The sequence below is a fragment of the uncultured Lutibacter sp. genome, assembly GCF_947495725.1.
Taxonomy (GTDB): Bacteria; Bacteroidota; Bacteroidia; order Flavobacteriales; family Flavobacteriaceae; genus Lutibacter.
The window spans coordinates 129,231-153,866 of record NZ_CANLZZ010000001.1 but is presented as its reverse complement, the minus strand read 5'-3'; the positions used below and the strand labels follow the sequence as shown (position 1 = coordinate 153,866).

Annotated in this window: 14 protein-coding genes; 2 read left to right on the top strand and 12 right to left on the bottom strand. The window is 32.0% G+C overall.

The window, feature by feature from the left end; genetic code table 11:
- Window positions 1-6: 6 nt before the first annotated feature.
- Window positions 7-966, top strand: coding sequence for a kappa-carrageenase (locus Q0776_RS00585; RefSeq protein WP_298363583.1), 960 nt, complete (start codon window positions 7-9; stop codon window positions 964-966).
- A gap of 56 nt (window positions 967-1,022) precedes the next feature.
- On the opposite strand, the gene Q0776_RS00580 is transcribed toward Q0776_RS00585, so the two are convergent.
- Genes Q0776_RS00580 through Q0776_RS00570 form a run of 3 tightly spaced genes read right to left on the bottom strand, consistent with a single transcriptional unit; the run spans window position 1,023 to window position 6,154 of the window.
- On the bottom strand, window positions 1,023-2,948 hold the full coding sequence (locus Q0776_RS00580) for an FAD-dependent oxidoreductase (RefSeq protein ID WP_298363581.1): 1,926 nt from the start codon (window positions 2,946-2,948) through the stop codon (window positions 1,023-1,025).
- A 12-nt stretch (window positions 2,949-2,960) separates the two neighbouring features.
- Complete coding sequence (locus Q0776_RS00575; protein WP_298363580.1) at window positions 2,961-4,547, bottom strand: sulfatase; 1,587 nt, start codon at window positions 4,545-4,547, stop codon at window positions 2,961-2,963.
- 2 nt (window positions 4,548-4,549) lie between these two features.
- The gene (locus Q0776_RS00570) at window positions 4,550-6,154 is read right to left on the bottom strand and encodes a sulfatase (RefSeq protein WP_298363576.1); all 1,605 of its coding nucleotides are present in this window, start codon (window positions 6,152-6,154) and stop codon (window positions 4,550-4,552) included.
- Between the two features lie 153 nt (window positions 6,155-6,307).
- On the opposite strand from Q0776_RS00570, the gene Q0776_RS00565 reads away from it, so the two are divergent.
- Entirely contained in the window at window positions 6,308-7,924 is a 1,617-nt protein-coding gene (locus tag Q0776_RS00565) for a tetratricopeptide repeat protein (protein ID WP_298363574.1), read from the top strand.
- 7 nt (window positions 7,925-7,931) lie between these two features.
- Here Q0776_RS00565 and Q0776_RS00560 read toward each other — a convergent pair whose 3' ends face one another.
- From Q0776_RS00560 to Q0776_RS00520, 9 genes are all read right to left on the bottom strand, one after another.
- Complete coding sequence (locus Q0776_RS00560) at window positions 7,932-8,936, bottom strand: family 16 glycosylhydrolase (protein ID WP_298363571.1); 1,005 nt, start codon at window positions 8,934-8,936, stop codon at window positions 7,932-7,934.
- A 9-nt stretch (window positions 8,937-8,945) separates the two neighbouring features.
- Window positions 8,946-10,613 (bottom strand): sulfatase, encoded by a 1,668-nt coding sequence (locus Q0776_RS00555; protein ID WP_298363569.1) that lies wholly within the window; start codon window positions 10,611-10,613, stop codon window positions 8,946-8,948.
- 179 nt (window positions 10,614-10,792) lie between these two features.
- Window positions 10,793-12,265: a sulfatase-like hydrolase/transferase gene (locus Q0776_RS00550; protein WP_298363567.1), complete on the bottom strand. Its 1,473-nt coding sequence runs from the start codon at window positions 12,263-12,265 to the stop codon at window positions 10,793-10,795.
- 199 nt (window positions 12,266-12,464) lie between these two features.
- Window positions 12,465-14,939 (bottom strand): glycoside hydrolase family 2 TIM barrel-domain containing protein, encoded by a 2,475-nt coding sequence (locus Q0776_RS00545; protein ID WP_298363565.1) that lies wholly within the window; start codon window positions 14,937-14,939, stop codon window positions 12,465-12,467.
- A 247-nt stretch (window positions 14,940-15,186) separates the two neighbouring features.
- Window positions 15,187-17,202 carry a glycoside hydrolase family 127 protein gene (locus tag Q0776_RS00540; protein ID WP_298363563.1) on the bottom strand — a complete coding sequence of 672 codons (2,016 nt, stop codon included), beginning with the start codon at window positions 17,200-17,202 and terminating at the stop codon, window positions 15,187-15,189.
- Window positions 17,203-17,390: 188 nt separating this feature from the next.
- Entirely contained in the window at window positions 17,391-19,379 is a 1,989-nt protein-coding gene (locus Q0776_RS00535; protein ID WP_298363561.1) for a beta-L-arabinofuranosidase domain-containing protein, read from the bottom strand.
- 27 nt (window positions 19,380-19,406) lie between these two features.
- A complete protein-coding gene (locus Q0776_RS00530) occupies window positions 19,407-20,888 on the bottom strand; it encodes a family 16 glycosylhydrolase (protein WP_298363559.1) in 1,482 nt (493 codons plus the stop codon).
- A 12-nt stretch (window positions 20,889-20,900) separates the two neighbouring features.
- Window positions 20,901-22,466, bottom strand: coding sequence for a sugar porter family MFS transporter (locus tag Q0776_RS00525; RefSeq protein WP_298363557.1), 1,566 nt, complete (start codon window positions 22,464-22,466; stop codon window positions 20,901-20,903).
- A 41-nt stretch (window positions 22,467-22,507) separates the two neighbouring features.
- Window positions 22,508-24,601 carry a beta-L-arabinofuranosidase domain-containing protein gene (locus tag Q0776_RS00520; protein WP_298363551.1) on the bottom strand — a complete coding sequence of 698 codons (2,094 nt, stop codon included), beginning with the start codon at window positions 24,599-24,601 and terminating at the stop codon, window positions 22,508-22,510.
- Between the last annotated feature and the right edge of the window lie 35 nt (window positions 24,602-24,636).

The following is a 24,636-nucleotide window of genomic DNA, read 5'->3' as shown; positions in this document are numbered from 1 at the left end:
AAAGAAATGAATTTTATTAAGGCATTGTTAATACTGGTTTTATTTTCTTGCGGCACAACAAATACTGAGGATTTAAATATTGAAACTGAACAACCAAATCAAGAAATTGAAAACTCCAAAAATGGAGAAAGTCCTATTGATATAAATCCTAATGATTGGATTTTGGACACTTCAATTTCTGATGAATTTAATACAAATTCTGTAAATTTATCTAAATGGATTAACAACCCAAATGATTGGGGTCCCTGGTCTTGGGAGCCAGATAATACATATCAAAAAGAGGAAGTTTTAAATATTAGAATGCGTTATGAAGAACATTCAGCGAGAGGGTTCGATATGTTTTATAAATCTGGTATTTTAAGATCTAAAGATACAATCACCTACGGATATGTTGAAGCTAAAATAAAAGGAATTCACACGTTTCCAGGTGCAAGCCCGGCTTTTTGGTTATATAGTCTTGGAAGTGAACTTGATGGTTGGGGAATGAGAAAAAATAATGAAGGAGCTGTTAGATATTGCGAAGTAGATGTTGTTGAAATGTTACAGGCCAATTGGACTAAAGAAAATGGTATAAGTGGCCCAGAAGTTATTGATAGTAATTTACATACTGTGGTAATTGAAAACGGTAAAGAATTATGGAAACGACCAGGCGGATATCCAGAGTTAACTAAAACGGAAATTCATACAGATTTTGATCCTAGAGATGATTATCATACATATGGTGCTGAAATTGCAAAAGATAAAATAACATTTTATATAGATGGGAAAAAGACAGGTGAAAAGAAAAATGTTTACTGGCATTTACCAATGCATGTAACACTTTCCTTAGGATTGAGATATCCACATGTAACTTATCAAAATTGTCCAAATGGAAAGGATAGATGTCCGGTTCCTGAAAAGGCAACCGAAGAAGGTTTTCCTACAGAAATGAAAGTAGATTGGGTGCGTTGTTATAGAAAAAAATAAAATATAATTGTTTAAAAAAAAGAGAATAACGTTAACGTTATTCTCTTTTTTGTTTGTTAAGATTCATAACAGCGAACTTCAAACAATTTAATATTTTTATGGCCATAAGTTTCTTTTAATTTTAGTCGAACTGCAGTAGTCTTTATTTGATCAAAACTGAATTTAATTAAACGTGTTTTATTGTTGTCAATTTCGCCAACTTTAACCCACACACCATTAATACGAGCTTCTACTTCCATAGATTTTAATAGTTCAACTGGAATTATACTTGTGTGTTTTTTAGTTTCTGGTGAAAGCTTGTGCATAAAAATGTTCTTTTTAAGATTTGTATCGCACTTTATTTCAACTTTAGAAAGTTTAATTGGTTTGTTCCATTCTAATTGTAATTCTGCATTTAACCCATCTGCTTGCCAGTGGTTAATGTTACCATCAATATCTCTTGAAATACCATTAATTAGATTTTTAGCATCACCCGAGAGAGTAGAAGATCCAAAAATTAAATGAGCTTTTGTTGCAAGATCATTTTTATCATTTGCAGGTCTTAAAGGAACATAAGAATCATCTCTTAATAATTGTTCTTGCAAATCATTAATATAGTTTTGAGCAATTGCTCTAGGGTTCACGTTTTTCTTTACGCATATACTAGCGGCAGTTCCCGTTGCTTGTCCCATAGTTGCACAAGTAGCCATAACTCTAGAAGAGGAAAGCGCAATATGAGTTTGACTAATGTTTCGTCCGGAGAATTGTAAGTTGTCAATATTTTTTGAATACAAACTTCTGTATGGAATTTCATATACTTTTTTGAAATGATGGTGAAAATAACTTCCAGGAACTTTTAAGTTTTCTATTCCACCTTCACCGTGTTCATCAATACTCCAGCCGCCAAAAGCGACACCATCTTCAAAGTGTCTGTGTTCAGTTAAATCTTTTTCCGATAAAATATAATCACCCATAAACCTACGAGATTCTCTTCTGCCTGGTACGGCTCCAACCCAATCTAAAGCTAAGTTTTCCGAGTCTGGAAATTCTCCAGAGTTTTTAATATAGTCCCAAACACCATACATATAGCCCATAATTTTATGTCGGTTAGTTTCAGCCTCTGCTATAATATCATTTTCACTTCCAACTTCAACCCACCAAATACCTCCAACGTAAGGTTTTATTTTTCGTTTGTAGGCGTTTTCAGCATCATATTTTAAAGTGTAGGAAGGCGGTGTAAACGGCATTGGTTTACCCATATCTTTTGTTGAAAAAAGAATAGTTGCTCCCATTTGCCATCCATCTGCAACTTTTGGAGCGTAAATTTCATTAAATTCAGAAGAAGCTTCTCTACCAGTTCTAAAAATTGCACCTGCTGAAGCCGCCAACATACCATCACCCGAACAGTCTATAAATTGTTTTGCATTTATAGTAAATTCAGTTTCTGTAGTTAGTTGCCAACATCGTGCAGAAACAATAGTGTTACCATTCATTGTTGCTTCAATTGCTTGAGTATTTAGCATTAAATCTAAATTTTCAACTTGGTGCACATAATCATATAAAACGTGATCCCAAACAGGAAAAGATTGTTGCGGATTTTGAAACCTATTTAGCAATAATAACTCTTCAATAATACCAGTTTCACGTTCAGCCCAATTATCGGGTTTTAAATGTCCAACTCCATTTACGTGAACTCTAATTTCACTAGAACTGTTTCCACCTAAAACAGGTCTGTCTTGAACTAAAACTGTTTTTACTCCATTTCTTGCTGCAGACACTGCTGCACAAATACCAGCTAAACCAGCACCTAAAACTGCAACATCGTAATTAACTATTTTTTTACGATTTGGAATTTCTTTTTTACCAACTCCTTGTTGTTCCCAATTTATTGGTTTTATGTTATCTAGGTCTGAATTCATATCAAACGCATTTCCAGTAATTGGTATTAAGCTTGCAGCAATTGCTCCTTTGGTTCCTTTTTTAAAAAAATCTCTACGTTTCATTTTAATGCTGTATTAATTAGTTTGTTTTAATAGTTTATCTAGTTGATTTTCTAGTTGCTTTTTTACTCTTTTAAATTTAGGATTGTAGGCTAAATTTGACCATTCATAAGAGTCATTTGTATGGTCATATAACTCTTCTTTTCCATTAACATAACGTATGTATCTATAGTTTTTTGAGCGCACGGAATAGCTTTGCTCATTAGGTTCATTACTTTTGAAATTTCCTCTAACAACAGTTAATGCTACATTCGGACCATTCCATTTCCCGTTTTCTGGATCTTCTAAAAAAGGTTTCATACTAAAACCACTTAACAAAGCGCCATTTTCATTTTTTATATTACTTGCTTCAATATTACATAGGTCTGCAATGGTTGGATAAATATCTATTAATGAAACAGGTTCATTAACTTTTTTACCTGCATTATTTTTGAATTTAGGTGATCGTATTAGCATTGGAATTCGTGTAGTTTCTTCCCATAAATTGTTCTTGTAAATAAATTCTTTTTCACCTTGATTATAACCGTGATCACTCACTAAAATAACAATGGTATTGTCATTTAGAGTACTGCTTTTTAATGCAGTTATTACTTTGCCAACTTGATCGTCGGCAAAACTTATACAAGCTAAATAAGCTTGAAGATACGCACGTAAACCATCATCAAAATTAGTATATGAGGCTTTTAGTTCTTCATAATGTTTTGCCCAAGCTGGAGTCCATTTAAATGTTGACCTGTAGTAAGTGTCTTCAATGTCATTTTCTTTTAATATTGGAAGCTTTAAGGTTTCTAAAGGATATTTATCAAAATATTTTTGAGGTGCAACCAAAGGTGTATGAGGACGAACAAAACCAACTGCCAAAAAGAATGGTTTAGAATTTTTTTTGTTTTCTAATTCAGTTATTTTTGAAACAGCCCAATTTGCACTTTTTTCATCATTTAGTAAATCACGATTTTCATCATTTACGTAGTTAAAAGGTTTTCTATTTTTAATATCATACCAACCGTTATATCCGTTTGTATTTTTAGATGCAGGTACATTTGGTACATCGGCTAAAGAGCTAAATAAACCATCATTTTTGTTTTGATAGTATTCTTTTGGAACTGAAGGATGTCTCGCAGCTTTTTTACCGTCAAAAGCATAAGGTCCAAAATCATTTTCAATGCCATATTCATTCCATTCACTTTTAACTCTATCGTGCATTAATTTTCCTGTTCCAAAAGTTTGATAGCCATTGTCACTCATAAATTGCATTAGTGTTTTGCTATTTTTTAAAATATCATTTTGTGTCCATTTTGAAAACCAGAAATTTTTTGATTTATGAGGGTAAATACCAGTTAACATGCTTGATCTTGACGGAGCACAAATAGGAGCATTGGTGTGTGCATTTGTAAAAATTACGCTCTCTTTAGCTAAAGCATCCATATTGGGTGTTTGTGCCTGTGGATGACCGTCTAAAAAACCTACATAATCATTTAAATCATCAAGCATTATAAGCAGCACATTAGGCTTTTTTTGGTTTTGAGCAACTGAGCCGTTTACTGAGAAAAAGAGAATTACAACTACTAGAATTGATATTTTAAATGAAGTCTTTTTTATCATAATTAAAGAGTTTTTGGTTTATGAACTTTTTCCCATTCTTTATTGAAGGTTTTCAACAGTTTTGAGACAAGTTTTGGATGTTTTTTAGCAATGTTTGTAGTTTCAGTTGGATCATTTTTATGGTCAAATAATTCAATATATACAGGTTCACTATTTTTAGTTCTACTGTCTTTCCAAATTACAAATCTGTAATCATTGGTTCTCATAGCGTATCCCATTAAATGGTTTTCAAATAAATCTCTATTCCATTTTTCTTTTTGTTGAAGTTTAATTTTGTCTTCAACTTCTTTTAATAAAGGGCCAAAATAAGTTTCGCGCATTGCTGGTCTTATAGGGAAAGCTCCCCATTCTCTTAATGCAGGTGAAGGAAATTGACTAAACACTGCTTTTTTCCATTTTTTTTCTGGATTTTTTAATAGAGGTTTAAAGCTTTTTCCTTCTAAATGTTTTGGGGTTTCTAGTCCCACTAAATCAGATAAAGTAGGATATATGTCAACTAATTCTACTAAAGCGTTTGTTTTTTTACCTCTATTTTTAACTGGCATATCGGGTGTGTAAATCATCATTGGTACTCGTGTAGCAATTTCATAATTTGTGGCTTTTCCCCAAATTCCCATTTCACCTAAATGCCATCCGTGATCACCCCATAAAACAATAATAGTATTGTCTTTAATTCCAGCTTCATCTAAAGCATTTATTACTTTTCCAATTTGGGCATCTACATAACTAACACAAGCTAAATATGCATGTTTTAGTGTGGTTGACAGTTCATTATTTAATTTTCCGCTTTTTGGAATTCCACTTCTAACTCTTAATTCAAAAGAAGGATGAATTCCCATTTCTGCACCATTAAATGGAGCCTTGGTTTGAGTGGCAAGTTTGATATCATTTTCATCATATAAATCCCAATATTTTTTAGGAGCCACCCAATTTAAGTGAGGTTTGTGAAAGCCCAATCCTAAGAAAAATGGTTTGCCGTTTTCTTTCACCATCTCTTTTATAGTTTTAATTGCTAAATCGGCATTTAAACCATCGGAATAGGTGTCATCTGGCACATCGGCACATTCGTAAGCAGGTCCCATTGCTAAGCCGTACTTTGCAACTTTACCATATTTTGCAAACATTTTTTTTTGTGTTTCTGTTTTTATTTTGTTGTTTTCAGGCAATGCGAAGCCAATAGGTTTTTTATCACTTTTAAGTTGAGGTCTTGTCCAAGAAATTTCATCTTCATCTCCGTGATGAAATATTTTGCCATAATAAACAGATTGATATCCATTCGAAGTAAAATGTTGGGCAATAGTTTTTATTTGAGGAAGTTGATCTCTAAACCGTATGTAATTATGTGTTACACCACTTGTTGAAGGTCTAACACCAGTCATTAAACTTGCTCTTGATGGTCCACAAATTGCTTGTTGACAATAAGCGTTATTAAATAGTAATCCTTCACTAGCCAATTTATCCATATTAGGACTAATAGCTATGTCTGATCCATAACATCCCAGTTCTGGACGTAAATCATCAATAGCAATAAATAGAATGTTTGGTTTTTGCTGCGCCTCAACTGAGCCAATGATACTTAAAAGAATAATAAATAATAGTTTTTTCATACCTAGAATTTGATTTCACTAATTTACTATTTATTTACACATTAAAGTGTTTATAATGTCTTACAAAAACTTAACATTTGTATTTTTATTCTATTTTTTTTATTAACAGTTTAATTAGTTGTACTTTTATGGTTGTTTGTTAAAATATTAAAAATGAGTGTTTTAAAATTTAAATATTTAAATATTAGATTGATTTTGTTGTTTATTATACTTAACTTTTTATTTTTTGGTTGCTTACAAGGTCAGCAGTTTAAAACATATAAGTTTGAAGGATTATTACATTCTAAATTATCAATAGATTCAGTTGAAATAAAATTAAATAAAATTTATAAAGATGCTGAATTAAAAAGTGACACAACTAGTATTATAAAAAGTTTAATTTCTTTAAGTGCCTATTATAGAAAACAACAAGATTATAATAAGTCGTTTAACAAAACTGGTGATGCCTTATTTCTTTCAGAAGAGTTTAATGATCCATTATTAATAGCAAAATGTTATGAGGAATTTGGGGTGTTAAATTATTTATTTAAACAGGATGGCGACGTTGTGGAATCATTCAAAAAATCTCATTTACTCTATAGGGAATTATACAAAAATGGGCTTGTTTCGGTTGAACAATTATACAGGTCTTATTATAATTTGACTTTATATTACCAACGTATAAGTGATGTTGATAGTTTAAAATTATATATCGATAGTTGTAAAGTAATTTCAAATAATCATAGTTTTAATTTAGACTCCAAGCTTTTTTTAAAAGAAAAGGAGTCTTTTTATCTTAGACACAAGGGAAAAACCGATGAAGCAATAAACTTGTTGAAACAAATAGCTTCTGAGTTGAACAATATTGAAATTATAGATGATGATACAGCTAATAAAAAGAGCTTTTTAATTATTGTTTATGCTGTTTTAGGCAATGTTTATAGGTTAAATAATGATTTAGATACAGCAAGAATGTATTATGAGAAATCTTTAAAAATTAAGTGTTTTAGTGGAGAGTTAACTTTTTACAAAGCTTATATTCATGAAAAATATGCCGAGTTGCTGCATAAGATGGGCGACGCTATTTTAGCTTATGATAATTTAACAATTGCGAAACAAATAAATGATACCTATTTGAATACTAGAACCGATGGCAATCGTGGTTTTATAGTAGTTAATAACTATTATAAAAATCAGCTTGTAAAGAAAAATAATGAACTTGTAACAAATAACTTAATCTTATCTGAGAAGAAACAAGAAGTATTAAGATTTAGAATATTGTTTTTTATAACTTTATCAACCTTAATAATTGCTGCATTAATTATATGGAATAGAATTAAACATATTAAGCATAAAAAAAAACAGCAGAATTCGAAAGAAGTTTTAGAGCATAAAAATAAAGAGCTAACGGCTAATATGTTAAAATTAATTGAAAGAGATCAAATTATTAAACAATTAAAAACGTTTATAGAAGAAAAGGACTCTAGTAAATCTGCAAAAACATTGTTAAAATCTATAGAGCATACTTCAGGTAATTTATGGGATGAATTTAATTTGAGATTCACTTCTTTAAATGAAGACTTTTATAGACGATTAAAACAAAAAGTCTCTAACCTAAGTGCTGCGGATTTAAAAATATGTGCGCTTATAAAGCTAAATTTTACAGGAAAGGAAATGGCATATCTATTAGGTATTTCAGTAGGAAGTATCCATGTTTCTCGACACCGTTTAAGAAAAAAAATGAAGTTAGATCGAGATGTCAACCTAACTTCATTTATTAATTCAATATAATTGAGGTTTATTTTTTTTGCCAAACACGCACGTATTCAATTTCAAAATCTACAATACCATCTGTATTTTCACCTGCAGAACTATTTGCTTCTAAATCTTCCAAACTATCTGGTACACCGTGCCAAGGAAACGTTTCTTGATCTAGCCATATTTTAATTGGTTTAGTAACAACAAAGTTTTCGTACAAACCATTTCCACCATTACTTTTAGCTACATCATCATAGTTGTTAATTTCTTCTTTTGAAATGTTTTTAAGTAGTGTTCCATCAATATAAATTTTAACTCCATCAGCATTCCACTCATAGCCATAAACGTGAAAATCATCAGCAACTCTAAATCCTAAATCATGATGTTCCGTATAAGTGGTTTTCCCTTTTCCATTTGAAGACCAATCGTGTATTGACCACCATAATTCTCGTTCTTTATCTTCTTTTTGAGATTGTTTATGATCTCCAAACATTTCAAAAAAGTCGAACTCGGTATTTCCACCAGTTGCCCAAAAAGAGCTTGTAACTTCAGCATCAGCGGCTTTAGATTTAATCTCTAAATAGCCATAAGTAAATTCATTTTTTGTGATTACTGCTGCTGTTGTAATATTTTCATAGGGATCCCCATTAGTATCGGTTTTAGGGTTAAAATTGTAATCAGGCTCCCAACGTGTTTCTAATTTAAGTTTTCCGTCTTCTAAGCGTACATTTTTTGTAGAGAATTGTGATGGGGCTCTACCTTTAAAGTTTGATTGAAATACACCATTCCTACCTTGAATTAACCATTTGTTTTCATCCAAAGTAGCTCCTTCAAATTCATCACTTACAGATTCTAATAATGTCCAATTCCCTGTGTTATTTTGATCTGATAATGGATAATTTGCATTAGGTTCTGGATCAGGTGTTGAGTCGGGATCTGGTGTTACAATTGGAATAGGATTAGGTATTAAATCTTCATCATTTGAACTACAAGAGTAAACGAATGCTAGAGTTATTATATATATAAGAAATGTGGTCTTATTCATATCGTATATTTATTTTACTTCAGCTAAATTACCTTTCCAACCTTTATTAAATTGAGCCAAAAGTTCTTTCACCAATTCTGGGTTTTGGTCAGCTATATTTACGGTTTCATTAGGATCTTTTTTATGGTCATATAATTCAAAAAATACAGGTTCTGCTTTTGGATCTCTATAATCTCTCCAAACCATAAATCTATATTGTTTAGTTCGCATAGTATATCCCATTAAATAGTTTTCATATAAATCTCTATCCCATTTTTTTCCTTGTTGTTTAATAATTTTGTCTTCAACTTCTTTAATTAATGGTCCAAAGTAAGTTTCGCGCATTCCTTTAGAAAGTGGATTGGCTGCCCATTCTCTTAAAGCAGGTGTTGGAAATTGCGTAAATGCTGCTTTTTTCCATTCTTTATCTGGGTTTTCTAATAAAGGTTTAAAACTTTGACCTTCTACATGTTTTGGAGTGTCTAAACCAGCAAGATCACAAAGAGTAGGGTACATGTCAACCAGCTCAACTAAGGCATCAGATTTTTTACCTCTAATTTCTTTTTTCATATCAGGAGTCCAAATTATTAAAGGTACACGTGCAGATATTTCATAATTAGTTGCTTTTCCCCAAATTCCCATTTCTCCTAAATGCCAACCGTGATCGGTCCAAAGAATAATTATTGTGTTATCACGTACACCGGCTTCATCTAAAGCATTAATCATTTTACCAATTTGGGCATCAACATAGCTTACACAAGCTAAATATGCGTGTTTTAAAGTTACAGCTAATGAATCTGGAATGTTTCCTTTTTTAGGAATTCCATATCTCGCACGTAATTCAAAAGAAGGATGTAATCCCATAGTTGCACCGTTTTCTGGAGCTTCAGTTTGAGATGTTAATTTTATGTCTTCTCTGTTGTATAAATCCCAATACTTTTTTGGAGCCACAAAATTTAAATGTGGTTTTTTCATTCCCATACCTAAAAAGAATGGCTTATCAGGATTTTTTTCTATCATATCTTTTAAAGTAGCAATAGCTAATTCAGCGTTGTAACCATCCTCGTAATAGGTGTCTTCAACATCTGCACTTTCATATGCAGGTCCTTTTCCAAGGCCATTTCTTGGTGCGTTTTCACCATATTTGGCAATCATTTCAGCCGTACTCTTTTTTGATAATTCTCTATTTTCTGGAAGTGCGTAACCGCCAAATCCTTTACTCTTTTCAATTGTCATTTTATCATAAGCAGGTTTTCTGCTCCAAGATAATTCCCCATCTGCAAAACCAGGTTTATGATATATTTTTCCTGTGTGAGTTGCTTCATAACCATTATTTTTAAAATGCTGAGAAAGCGTAATTATATCTGGATTTGCATCTCTAAAATAAGTGAAGTTTTCAATTACGTTTATAGATTCTGGACGAGCACCTGTCATAATACTGGCTCTAGAAGGGCTACAGATTGCTTGCTGACAATAGGCATTGTTAAACTGTAAACCTTGGCTTGCCAATGCATCAATATTTGGAGAGATAGCCAATTCGGAACCATAACAACCTAATTCAGGCCTTAAATCATCTATAGCTAAGAATAGGATATTTGGTTTTTTTACGTCACTTTTTTTAGGTGTTTCTTTTGGTTTACACGAAACACAAATTAAGAAAACAAAAAGTGTTTTTAACAGAATTGATAGATTTTTCATATCACTAAAATAATCAGTTTTTAACACTTGAAAAGTATAAATACTAATTAATTTAAACCTACTGTTTTTTACCTTTAAATAAAACGTGTTTATCTAATGTTATATCCATAAATAGCACTGGTTTTATCAGTAAAAAGTGTTTGTGTTTCTATAAGGTTGATTTATTGAGTCTTGTATTGTTAATGCTTTGAAGCAGATTGAATTAATTTTGAAACTTCAAAAGTTTCATTGTATTGCGGCATTCTCCCGGCTTCCCATAATTCTTCATCTTTAGCTGAATAATACCAAAGAGGTTTTACAAAAGTTTTGGTCCAATTATGAGCTTCCTCGGTCATACTTTTAAGACGTTCAGGATATTTACCTCCAGAGTTCTTTTTTTCACCTTTATCATTGGTAATATTTGTTAAACGCCAAGGTTCATTCCCAACACGTGTAATTTTCCAATCACCTTTTCTTGCTCCTACATCTACATGACCGTGACGATAACGCATAAGGTAAAGCATTTCATCTTTATGAGGTTCGGTACCAGCAATTAAATGTGGAATTATGTTTTTACCGCTTAATTTTTTGTTTTTAGGAACCTTTGTCTTTGCTATATTTATAAATGTTGGATATAGATCAAGAGCAGAAACTGGATGATTAAATTGTTGTCCTCCTTTTAGTTTATTTGGCCAATGAAAAAACATTGGGGTTCTATAGCCACCTTCCCAGGCATCACCTTTTGATCCTTTTAGAGGATAATTACTAGCGCCGTGGTCCATATTACCACCATTATCACTAAAAAATACAATTAAAGTATTTTCAAATTGACCAGTTTCTTTTAAGGCTTTAACAATGTTTCCAATTCCTCGGTCTACGGCGTAAACCATACCTGCATAAGTTCTTCGGTCTTTATCTTTAATATCATTAAAAACTTGCATATCATCTTCTTTAGCCTCTAATGGAACATGAGGAGCATTGTATGATAAATACATGAAGAATGGTTCGTTTTTTTCTTTAGCAATTTTTATATTGTTTACAGCTTCTCTTGATAAGGCATCAGTAATATATTCCGTTTCTTTAACTTCTTTATTGTTGTGTTCTAATGGAAGTATATAATCTCTAATATTCTTATTTCCAGCATTTAATTGCTTAAGATATGTTTTTCTATATATCTCTGGAAAGTAGTTGTGGCCACCACCAAGAAAGCCATAAAAATTATCGTATCCTCTATTATTTGGATGAAATTTTGGAGATGCCCCAAGGTGCCATTTTCCTATTACGTTTGTATAGTATCCTGCATCTTGTAAAACTTTAGACATAAAGGTTTCTTCTAAAGGAATACCCATATTATCTTCGTCTATTTTGCTAGAATTACTATGTAAATTAAATGGTGTACCTATTTGTTGTGAATAACGCCCAGTCATTAATGAAGCTCTACTAGGGCCACAAAAAGAATGTGCGTTATAAGCAGAAGTAAAAATAATTCCGTTTTTCGCTAGTTCATCCATTTGCGGAGTAATAATGTCAGCAGATCCATTAAATCCAACATCACCATAACCAAGATCATCACATAAAATTAGTAGAATATTTGGTCGCTCTGATTGAGCATTACAAGAAATGGTTAAAAACAGTAAAGTAAATAAAGCTGAAGTTTTTAGTAGACTTTTCATAATTGAAACTTGTTTTTTTGGAATTATAAAATTATTAGAAGACACTAATTTTAACTGGCTTAATATTATCTTTAATTATTACGGGTTTATCTGTTTTATTGAAATTTTAACATGCTATTTGATAAAATATATGTTCAAGCCCCATAACAATTATTTGTTATGGGGCTTGAATAGGGAATTGAAATCTTTATTTTTTGTATTATTCTATGTTTATTGTTAATTCCTGATTTTCGAATCCTTCTGCTTTAACAATAACAGTAACTTGTCCTGCTTTTTTAGTAGATTGTAAAATCATTAAACATCTTCCTTGATCTGTTGGAACACTATTAGATTGGAAATCGTTCAAGTTTTCTGGAGCACCATTATCTACACCTAACATTTTAGCATCTCCTTTTATTTCAAACTCAACTTTAGTATTTTCAGTTTTTGTTGCAATTCCATTTTCATCAACTAATTGTACAATAATGTGTGCAACATCATACGCATCAGCTTTTAATGAAGTTTTATCAGATGTTACGATTAATTTTACTGGTTTTGAAGCTGTTTTAAGTTCTGTAGTTATTTCTTTTCCTTCATATACAGCTTTAGCAGTAATTGTACCTGCTTCATAAGGAATTGTCCAACGGAATAATCTATCAGGACTATCAGACATTTTACGTTTGCCTAAAGACTTTTCATTTAAAAATAATTCAACTTCAGGAGCATTTGAACAAGCTTCAACTACAACCATTTCTCCATCTTTATAATTCCAATGCATATTAGAATCTCTCCAATTATAGGCATTACTATTTTCTGGAAGTTGCTGCCCAGAAACTCCTTTTGCCTTAAAGCCAGAGTCAGCTATTGGCAAAGTACCCAAAGAAATATGTGGTTCATCCACCCATACACTTTTAAAATAATTCCATCCTTGTAGTTTAAATCCTGCAAGGTTTAATAAATCTCCCCATCCACTTTTTGCAGGCCAATCTCCGTCTCGTTCACCCATATAAGCAATACCTGTCCACATAAATTGACTAAATACACCCGGGTTTTCTCTTACGTGTTTTAAATCATCCCAAGTTCCAGGATTTTCGTTAATGGTAATGTGTTTATCTGGAAAATGTTTATTTGCCCAAGCAATATCTTTATTTCTATAACTAAACCCTGAAATATCTACTGCATCTGCATAACCACTAACCATACTAGTTTGTGGTACAACCATATTAGTAGTTACAACTCTTGAAGGATCTAATTCTCTTGTCCATTTTGCCAATTTATGAGCAGTTTCGGTTAATATGTATTCACCTTTTTCGGCAGCATCATAATTAGCTTTAATTTCTTCAGGAGTTAAAATTGGAGCGCTACCCCAATATTTACCTGAGGCTTGAGGGTTATTTGGATCTTTCCAAAAACCAGTATCATATCTGTAATGTAAATATGTCCATTCTATTTCATTACCAATACTCCATTGAAATACACTTGGGTGATTTCTATCACGTAACATTGTGCGAGTTAAATCACTTTTTGCCCATTTTTGAAAATGCTCCACATAACCACGTGTAATATAATCATCGTGTCTATCGTGGTAATTTTGTCTTTTATCTTTTGCATAATCCCACTCATCAAAAAATTCATCTTGCACTAAAATTCCCATTTCATCACATAGATCTAAAAACTCTTCCGAATAGGGGTTGTGAGCAGTTCTAATTGCATTTACTCCACAAGCTTTAAGTTCTTCAAAACGTCTTTTCCAAACACCTTTTGGAACAGCTGCACCAACCAATCCACCATCATGATGAATGGAAATTCCTTTAACTTCTGTTAGTTTTTCATTTAAGAAAAAACCTTTATCCTTATCAAAGCGTAAACTCCTAATTCCAAAAGGAGTGGTATATTCATCTATAGTTTTACCATCTTGAATAATAGAAGTAATAGCTTTATACATATTTGGGTTTTCAGTATCCCAAAGTTTTGGATTGGTAACAGTAAAAGTTTGAGCAAACTCATTGTTTTTTGAGCTAGGAAGATTTAAATCATCACTTTTTTGAGCAACTTCGTTTCCTTCATTGTCAATTATTCTCGTAGAAAGTGTAAAATTACTTTCAGAAGATAATTCATTTTCAACTGTGGTTTTAAGGTTTATTGTTGCTTCTTTTTCAGAAACATTTGGTGTTGTTAAAAATGTTCCCCAAATAGGAATGTGTAATTTGTTTATGGTAATCATTTTTACATTTCTGTAAATTCCACTACCTGTATACCAACGACTATCCGCGTAACGCGAATGATCTACATGAACTGTTAAAATATTTTCTTTATCTGAAGTTAAAACATCTGTAATATTGAAATAAACTGGCGAGTATCCATATGGATTCTCTCCAAGTTTTTTCCCATTTAGCCAAAAAGTAGCATTGTTGTAAACTCCATCAAATAAAATAAAAGTGCTTTTTTCAGAACTGTTAGCAGGAGATTTAAAATGCTTTTGGTAAACACCAACACCACCAGGAAGATATCCAGTACAACCTTCTAAACTTTCATCAAAAGAAGCTTCAACACTCCAATCATGAGGTAATCTAATATCTCGCCAATCATTATCAGTTAGAGGTAAATTAGTTGGTAGTATTGTGTCTTTTTGAAGTTGAAACTTCCAGTTAAAGTTAAAATCTGTTTCTCTTTGAAATGCAACTTGTTTTTCCACCTCTTTATTACAAGAAATGAAAGTTATTATGATCAAAAAAATGGACAACAGTTTTTTCATGATGAAATTGTTTTGGTTTGAAATTATTTATAATTGAATTTTAAAATTCAAATTTAAGAGTTATTTCACCTTTTTATTGCTTTTTGAAATCGATTTAAACTAGACAAATTGATATTTATGTGTGTTTTTAATAAATGGATAAAAAAAAGCACCTCTTAATGAAGTGCTTTTTAAAATTAAATATTTTTTATTCCATTAATATAGGAATCCAAACGCTCATTTCAGCTTGACCTCTATTTGCCCATGCAAAGTAAGGTACAAATTGTGCTTTATATGAATCCCATTTTATATCAGAAAGTTCTCTATACATTCCTTTCTTTTCATCTTTACGGATTTTAACATCTCCATTAATTGTAGATATTCCTCCTAAGAAATCTGGTTTGTAAGTTGCAGTTAATTTAGATTTTAAAGGTAAATAAACATCTAAAATATCTGTTCCTTCTGGTAAATCTGGAGATTCAACACAGTAAACTACAGGACCTCTTTTAATAGCCGCTTGGTTTCTAACTTCTTCAATTAGTGGGTGACCTTCTAATAATTTAACATCCATTGGCATTTCTAAATTAATTACATCGCCTTTTTTCCATTTACGGTTTATTGTTGCGTAAGAACCAGCATTAGCTGTAACGCCAACATCTTTTCCATTTACCATAATTTTTGAACCGTTAGCCCAATCTGGAATTCTCAATAAAACATCAAATGCATCTTTTTTACATTTCTTAATTGTGAATTTTACATTTCCTTCCCAAGGATATTGAGTTTCTTGAGTTAATTCTAATTTAGAGCCATCTAAAAGCTTTGTAGTCAGTTTGTTTCCACCGTAAAGGTTTACTGCAACTCCATTTTCACTTAAACTATATGCCCATCCTGAAACTTTTACAATGGTACGTACTAAGTTTGGAGGACAACAAAAACAAGGAATATAAGGTTGACGAACATCAAATTCGGTGTCATTTCCTGGGTCATAACCATCATGGCTTACACGTAATGGGTTTGCATAAAAATAGTCTTTACCTTCAACACTTATTCCAGAAAGAGCACTATTGAATAATACCAATTCCATAATGTCTGCATATTTTGATTCTCCGTGTAAACCAAGCATTCTATAACTAAACATGGAATTACAAACATTTGCACAAGTTTCATTATATGCACTTAAATTAGGCATCATATATTCTGCAATAAATGCTTCATGAACCATATCAACCTTGGTTGAAGCTCCGTGATGTGTTTGTCCACACGCACCAGTAACATACATTTTTTTATCTACCACATTATTCCAAAGTCTGTCTAATGCATCAATTAATGCTTTTTCACCAGTTTCGGCAGCTACGTCAGCAGCTCCTGCATAAAAATATAATGCTAATACGGCATGACCTTCAGCTGTTTTTGCTTTTCTTAAAGGTGTACGTTCTTGAACCATATCTCCAATAAACTTGAAGTTTGCAGTAGCATCTGGTACTGATTCTGCTTTTCCTCTCATATTAATGAAAAGTTCAGCTAACTCTAAATATTTTTTTTCTTTAGTAGTTCTATATAATTCTACCAATCCCATAATTTGAGTTTGGTTAAATCCAAAACGTTTTAAATGGTCAGGCTCTGATATGAAAGTGTCATAAAGAAAGTTTGCATTTTTAATTGCAATGTCTAAAAAGTTAGTTTTTCCTGAAAGACGGTTGTGCATACAAGCACTTGTGTATAAGTGACCAAAATTATACATTTCGTGATGCTGTCTGTTTCCAAAACGGTGCATATCATCTTCAGTTTGAACTTTAGTGTGAATATAACCGTCAGGAGCTTGAGCTTTACCTATAATATCGATGTAACCATCAAGTTCTTCTAGGATTTTTTCATCTTTGTTTTGAGAATATACATACATTGAAGCTTCCATCCATTTGTAGAAATCTCCATCATGCCATTTCATTCCTTTGTGTTTTCCTTCTTTTAAACCAGCAGCAATTTTAAAATTGTTTAAGGCATGACCAACATCACCAGTTAATAATTCTCCCATATAAGGAACCATTGTTTTTTCAGCGACCTTAAATTTGTCTGCCCAAAAACCGTCTGTCCATTGGCAATCTCCCATGTTAATACTTTTGAGTTTTACATGAGGACTATCTCCGTTGTTTATGATTCCATTTGTTTGAGCAAATGATGCACAAATAAGGAAAGTGTTTAAAAAAAGTAGTGATAATTTTTTCATTATTATGTTTCTAAATAGTCAATAAATTTGTCTAAAGTTTAGTTTGTACCAAAATAACGATTATTTAAGAAGTATTGATTAGTGGAATTTACCTTCGAATTATTCTATTTTATCTATGATACTATATTAAAAAGCAAAAAACCGATGTAAAAGATCGGTTTTTTAAACTAAAAAAAGATTAATGTTTTTTATTCCCAAACAACTGGCATAAAAACAGTCATTTCAGCTTGACCTCTATTGCTCCATGCAAAATAAGGTACTAATTGAGTTTTATAAGGTGTGAATGTAGGTTTTGAAACGGTTTGATACATTTCATCTGTTTTTCCTTCTCTAATAAGAAGTTCTACATTTATAACGGTTACGCCTTCTAAAAAGTTGTTTTTATGAACAGCCTCAAGTGGAACTCCACCTTTAATATATACATCTAAGATTGAAATATCTTTTGGTAAATCAGGAGTTTCAATACAATATACAATTGGCCCTCTTTTAACAGCGAGTTGGTTTCTAACTTCCTCAATTCTATTGTGACCTTCAATTAAAGTCACTTCCATTGGCATATCTAAAGTTATAGTATCTCCTGCTTTCCAAATTCTGTCAATAGTAGCAAAAGTACCAGGAATAACTTCAATATTAATTGCTTCTCCATTAACTTTTATTGTACTACCAACTGCCCATTTTGGAATTCTAACTTTAATGTCAAAAGATGAATCTTTACATTCATCAACTGTAATTTTAACCAAGCCTTTCCAAGGGTATTCGGTGTCTTGAGATAATTTTAAAGGAGAACCATCAAGCATTGTTGTATCTAGATTATTTCCTCCAAATAATACTACAGCCACTCCATTTTCTGATAAGTTATATGCCCATCCAGAGCTTTTACAAATGGTTCTTACAAGGTTTGGAGGACAACAAAAACACTCTAAGTATGGTTGCCTAACCGGACTCTCAGTTACATCTGCATGCGCATCGTAATCTCTTGTATTGTTTACCATTCTTAACGGGTTCGAGTAGAAATAATCTTTACCTTCTAAACTAATACCAGATAAACCACTGTTGTATAATACTAACTCTATTATATCTGCATATCTAGATTCTTCTTTGATACCCATCATTCTACTGCTAAACATTGCGTTACATAAGTTGGCGCAAGTTTCATTATAAGCAGTCATGTTTGGCATCATATAAGCATCAATAAAACCTTCTTCAATCATATCCAAACTTGTTGAAGCTCCATAATGTGCCTGTCCAACTGCGCCAGTAACATACATTTTTTTACCTGTTACATTTTCCCATAAAGCATCTAAAGCATCAATTAGTGCTTTTTCTCCTGTTTCTGCATATACATCTGCTGCTCCGGCATAATAATACAAGGCTAATACTGCGTGTCCTACAGCTTCTTTAGATTCTCTTAGAGGTGTTCTTTCTTGCACCATATCACCTATAGGATAACCAATTGTAGTATCATCATGTTTTATTTCAAAAGTACCTCTTCTATTTATAAACTTTTCGGCTAGTTTTAAATATTTAACTTCTCGAGTAGTTCTATATAATTCCACCAATCCCATAATTTGAGTTTGGTTGAAACCAAAACGTTGATAATGTTTTGTATCGGGCATAAAGTATGTGTACAATAAATCAGCCTGCTTTATAGCAATATGTAAAAAGTTTTCTTGTCCTGTAATTCTATAATGAACAGATGCTGCAATAAACAAATGACCGAAATTATACATTTCATGGTATTTTCGGTTTGAAAATCTGTCTACACCCTCTGTAATTTGAACATGAGTATGAATATAGCCATCTTCCTCTTGAGCTTTACCAATAATCTCAATATATTCGTCTAACTCCTTCAATAACGATTCATTTTTTGTAAGTGCATACACATACATTTTGGCTTCCATAAATTTATAAAAGTCACCATCGTGCCAATAAAAGCCTTTATGTTCACCTTCTTTTTCTCCGGCAGCAATTTTAAAGTTGTTTAACCCATGGCCAATATCACCACACAATAAATCTCCCATATAAGGAAGCATTTTGTCCTCGGCAGTTTTAACTTTTTCAGCCCAAAATCCTGAATTCCATTTACAGTCTCCAAAATTTATACTTTTTAATTTAACAAAAGGACTTTTTGAAGTGTTCGTTATCGCTTTGTTATGAATATTTGAATTAGTACTCATTATTAGTGTTTTTTAAAATCTAATTTTTTAATTGTTTTTAAAAATAGCTATATCGTCAATAAATAATTTAGCTGCTTTTGTTTTTGGTAAATCTTCTTTGCGAATTTCTATTAATAATTGATCTTCTTTTGAAGAAGCTTCTAGTTTATTTATTGTTTTTTCTATTGTAACCCATTGACGTCTAGGTAAGTCTTTTAAATTATCAAATTCAATTTCTAATCTTGGGTTTTGAAAAGCCATATGAATTTTATCTGCAATTCTTCCTTGGTCTAGCCAAACTTTCATAGAAATTTTATAATCTCCAGCGGAAATATTGATTGCTCCTTTTGGAGTTAACGCACTAATTTTATCAGCTTCTAAATTTTCATTTTTTCCATATCCTGAAAATTTAAGACTGTTTACGCCGGTTGCATAATCACCTTCAACAATTGTTAAATATTTTGAAGAAGTTTCATCAAATAACCAAAATTTTTGATAGTCATTAGCATTCGAATCTTCGGGAACCATAGTTAAAGGTCGTGGGTTTTCTTCGTATAAAATAGGGCCTTCAAAACCATAAAATGCACGATCTTTTTCTAATAAATTATCTGAAGGTTTTTGCCAAACTCTCATATATTCAATTTCAAAATCTACTGGAAGTTCTTCTTTATGTGGCATTCCTAACCAAAAGAATATTTCAGAATCTAACCAAACTTCCATTGGGTTGTTTAAAACCCAGTCTAATCCAACATCATCCTGCGTAAAGTGGTGTACCATTTTTCCGTCAATAAAAAGTTTTAGAAAATCAACACCCCATTCAGCTCCATATACATGAAATTCATCAGCAGTTCTGTAAGGTAAATCTTCTGTATGATTAAATACAGCTGTAGGTCTTTCAGCCGGAGGACTCCAATCATGTCCAGTAGCTAGGTATGAATCGGCTCTAATGTTTCCTTCTTTTTTAGGGTTTCCCATCAATTCGTAAACATCTAATTCTTGTTCGTAACCAATGGCCCAAAAAGCACCAGTAATTGCAGCATTTCCCACTTTAGATTTCACTTCCATATAACCGTTTAAAAAACGTTTTTTTGAAATAACTGCTGCAGTTGTAACCGGCATTGGTTCTCCTTTATATTCTCCATATTTAGAAGTTCCCATATTTCCATCAGAATAGCTTTCTTCGTAGAAATTATAGTCGGGTTCCCAAGCAGTTCTTAATTTTAACTTTCCATCTTCCACTCTTACATTATGAGGAACAAATTGAGAAGGAGCTCTTCCTTTCCAAATGTAGTAATCGCCATTTAAACCTTCAACAAACCATTTGGTAGTATCAATTTCGGTTCCTTCAAATTCGTCGCTTATTTCTTCATTTAAAACCCAACCCTCTTTGTTTTCTTTATCTGAAGCTGGATTAAGAGCAGTAACAATACTTGTTTGCACATTGTTGTTATTAACTTTTTTTTCTTCGCAACTTAAATTTAATAGTGTAATAACACATAACAACAAAATGGTAAATCTATTATGTTTCATTGTAATCTAATTTTATTTGTTTTGAAGTTTTAATTGAATTTCTTCAATAGTTAAACCTTTTGTTTCTATTAAATAACGGTAAAGAATTACTAAACCAATTAAAACAGTTGAGGCATAAAATAGTAATGTATTACTAATACCTAAGGTAGCCAACTGGGTTGGAAAAAATGTTTGTATTAACCAACTTGTAGTACTGGTAATTAAGGTGAAAAAAGGAATTGCAATTCCTCTTAAGGATATAGGGAAAATTTCAGAAAATAATACCCACATTACTGGTCCTACTGAGAAATGAAATGCAGCTATAAAACTTAAAATACCTATTAAAATTAAAATAGCATTAATATCTGCAGATTTTTGGATTAGTAAACTTGAATGTTGACGAGCTTCATCTTCTCCTAAAGAATTTATAAGTGCTTTTTTTAAAGCAATATCGCTATCGTATTCTACACCAATCATATTGTTTAATCGGTCTGCATTATCAATCTCTGTCATTTCAGCTACCGACTCTTTAGAAAGTGTATATGTTGCGGTTTCGAAACCATAATATGAAATACCTAAACTTAAAACAATCCAAGCCATACCACCAATAATCATAGGTCTACGTCCTAATTTATCAACCAAAACTAAACCTATAACAGTGAAAATTAAAGCAGTTAAACCTGTCCATATTGATTGCATAAATGCAGCATCAGTGCCAATTCCAATCTGTTCAAATACAGTAGGTGCATAAAATAAAATTGCGTTTATCCCAGAGGTTTGTTGAGCAATGGCTATAGTAATAGCAATTATAAACGTTACCCTCATTGGTTTGCTAAAAATTTCTTTTAATTGTGAAATGGTAGATCGATCTTCAGAGCTACTATTCATGCTTTCCTTCATTTCTTGCAAATGAATATCTACTTTCTCTACAGGTAATAATTTTAATAAAGTTTTTTTGGCTTCATCTTGTTTTCCATTGTAAAATAACCAAGCAGGGCTTCGTGGTACAAAAAACAAAAGAATTAACCAAGCAATCGCAGGCAGAATTTCTGACCCCAACATCCAGCGCCAAGTATGAGTTTTTAAACCATATTCTGTAACCCAAGAAGCATCAGAAGAGCCTAATTGAAGAATTAAATAATTTATAAAATATGCTCCAGATAATCCAATTACAATATTAATTTGAATCATAGTTACTAATTTACCTCTCAATTTTGGAGGAGCAATTTCACCAATATACATAGAGGCTAAAGAAATTGAAGTAAAAGCCAAACCGCCTAAAAAACGAGCAGATAATAAACTCCAATAGTTGGGTGCAAGAGTAGATCCTATTGCCGATACAACATATAAAAATGCAACAACCATTAATGTATTTCTTCGTCCGTATTTATTACAAGCATAACCTGCAAAAAGTAAGGCTAATAAAACACCAAGAGCAGGGGCTCCTACTACCATTCCAAGCTGAATATCGTTTAGTCCGAATTCTTCAGAAATAAATTTTACTGTTCCAGAAATTAAAGCGGCGTCTAAACCAAAGACAAAACCACCCATTGCTACTATAGTTGAATATATGTATGCGTTTTTTTTATAAGAACTCATTTTTTATTTATATAAGGTTATTAATTGTTAAACTTAGCAAATTAATTCCATTTTATTGGGACGAAAACCGACATCTCGGCGTGGCCTCTATTACTCCAAGAAAAATAAGGAACAAATTGTGTTTTGTAAGAGTCGAAAATAGGTTTTTCTATTGCTTTGTACATGTTTTCATTATTATTGTTTTTACGTAATAGAATGTCAGTTTCAATGGTAGTTACACCTCCTAAAAAGTTAGGTTTGTAGTCTGCTTTTAATTTTGCATTAGAGTTAAGATAAACATCAACAATTTTTGTGTTTTTTGGTAAATCTGGGCTTTCCATACAATATACAATTGGTCCTCGTTTTAAAGCAACTTGATTTCTAACTTCTTCTATACGCGTATGCCCTTCAACTAAAGTTGGTTCCATTGGCATATTAATTGAAATTATATCACCAGTTTTCCATGTTTGGTTGATTGTTGTAAACTCTCCTTCCCTTATTTTTGCATTTACTTTTTTATTATTTACAAACACGTCAGAGCCAATAGCCCAATCAGGAATGCGAAGCATTATATCAAAAGGTTCTTCTTTACATTTGTTTATTGTAATTTCCACTGAACCTTTCCATGGATATTGGGTTACTTGTGTTAATTCTATTTTTGAGCCATCTAATAATGTGGTTTTTAATTTATTTCCGCCATATAGGTTTACAGAAATTCCATTTTTAGATTTACTATAAGCCCAGCCCGATAATTTAGCAATTGTTCTAACTAAGTTTGGTGGACAGCAAAAACAGTTTAAATAAGGTTGACGAACTGGAAATTCTGTATTCATTTTTGAATAATCTCTAGAGCCATCAATGGTGCGTAATGGGTTTGCATAATAGTAATCTTTTCCTTCTAAACTTATTCCAGAAAGTCCGCTATTAAAAACTACGAGTTCCATAATATCGGCATATTTAGATTGTCCATGTAAACCTAGCATTCTATAACTAAACATTGAGTTACAAATATTAGCACAGGTTTCGTTATAAGCTGTCATATTTGGCATCATATATTCATCTATAAAACCTTCTTCAATTTTATCTCTTCTGGTTGAAGCTCCATAATGAGTTTGACCTAAGGCTCCTGTGATATACATTTTCTTTTGAGTAACGTTTTCCCAAAGTCTATCTAAAGCATCAATTAATTCTTTTTCTCCAGTTTCTGCGGCAACATCTGCAGCTCCAGCATAATAATACAAGGCTAGTACAGCATGACCTACAGCTTCAGTTTCTTTGCGAAGTGGTTTACGTTCTTGAACCATGTCACCAATAGGATATCCTTTTGTTGTAGGTGTTTCTACAACTTTATATTTTCCTCTGTTATTAATAAATTTCTCTGCTAGTTTTAAATATTTTTTATCCTTAGTAGTTCTGTACATTTCTACCAATCCCATAATTTGAGTTTGATTAAATCCAAAACGTCCCATTTCTTCGTCTTCAGGCATAAAGTTTTTGTACAATAAATCGGCATGTTTAATTGCTATATCTAAGAAGTTAGTTTGGCCGGTAATTCGAAAATGAATACAAGCACTTGTTAATAAATGACCGCTATTATACATTTCGTGATATTTACGATTGTTATAACGACCTACTTCTGGATTTAATTGAATTTGAGTTTGAAGATAACCATCTTCTTCTTGTGCTTTGGCAATAATTTCAATGTACTCATCCAACTCTTTAAGTAATTTCTCATCTTTTGTTTGCGCATAAATATACGTTTTGGCTTCCATAAATTTATAGAAGTCACCATCATGCCATCGCATTCCTTTATGTTCGCCTTCTTTTAAGCCGGCGGCAATTTTAAAATTGTTTAAGGCATGGCCTACATCACCACATAAAACCTCGCCCATATACGGAACCATATTTTCAGAAGCAATTTTGAATTTTTTTGCCCAAAATCCATCTGTCCAAACACAATCTCCCATATTGATGCTTTTCAATTTAACATGAGGGCTATTTGTGTTGTTTATAATTCCGCTATTTTTATCAAAGTTAGTAGCAATTTTTTTACTGCTACCATGTGATGTTTCTAGGTTTTTAGATTTACGTTCAACTTGTTTACAAGAAATAGTTGTGATAAATAAGGTTAAAATAAATAAGGATAGAATTCTCATTATTATGGTTTGTTTAGTTTAGCAAATTAACTGGA

What these genes read in the sequence shown, in the direction of transcription:
- Q0776_RS00585 (WP_298363583.1), top strand. Translation starts at nt 7, where the DNA reads ATGAATTTTATTAAGGCATTGTTAATACTGGTTTTATTTTCTTGCGGC.
- Q0776_RS00580 (WP_298363581.1), bottom strand. Translation starts at nt 2,948, where the DNA reads ATGAAACGTAGAGATTTTTTTAAAAAAGGAACCAAAGGAGCAATTGCT.
- Q0776_RS00575 (WP_298363580.1), bottom strand. Translation starts at nt 4,547, where the DNA reads ATGATAAAAAAGACTTCATTTAAAATATCAATTCTAGTAGTTGTAATT.
- Q0776_RS00570 (WP_298363576.1), bottom strand. Translation starts at nt 6,154, where the DNA reads ATGAAAAAACTATTATTTATTATTCTTTTAAGTATCATTGGCTCAGTT.
- Q0776_RS00565 (WP_298363574.1), top strand. Translation starts at nt 6,308, where the DNA reads ATGAGTGTTTTAAAATTTAAATATTTAAATATTAGATTGATTTTGTTG.
- Q0776_RS00560 (WP_298363571.1), bottom strand. Translation starts at nt 8,936, where the DNA reads ATGAATAAGACCACATTTCTTATATATATAATAACTCTAGCATTCGTT.
- Q0776_RS00555 (WP_298363569.1), bottom strand. Translation starts at nt 10,613, where the DNA reads ATGAAAAATCTATCAATTCTGTTAAAAACACTTTTTGTTTTCTTAATT.
- Q0776_RS00550 (WP_298363567.1), bottom strand. Translation starts at nt 12,265, where the DNA reads ATGAAAAGTCTACTAAAAACTTCAGCTTTATTTACTTTACTGTTTTTA.
- Q0776_RS00540 (WP_298363563.1), bottom strand. Translation starts at nt 17,202, where the DNA reads ATGAAAAAATTATCACTACTTTTTTTAAACACTTTCCTTATTTGTGCA.
- Q0776_RS00535 (WP_298363561.1), bottom strand. Translation starts at nt 19,379, where the DNA reads ATGAGTACTAATTCAAATATTCATAACAAAGCGATAACGAACACTTCA.
- Q0776_RS00530 (WP_298363559.1), bottom strand. Translation starts at nt 20,888, where the DNA reads ATGAAACATAATAGATTTACCATTTTGTTGTTATGTGTTATTACACTA.
- Q0776_RS00525 (WP_298363557.1), bottom strand. Translation starts at nt 22,466, where the DNA reads ATGAGTTCTTATAAAAAAAACGCATACATATATTCAACTATAGTAGCA.
- Q0776_RS00520 (WP_298363551.1), bottom strand. Translation starts at nt 24,601, where the DNA reads ATGAGAATTCTATCCTTATTTATTTTAACCTTATTTATCACAACTATT.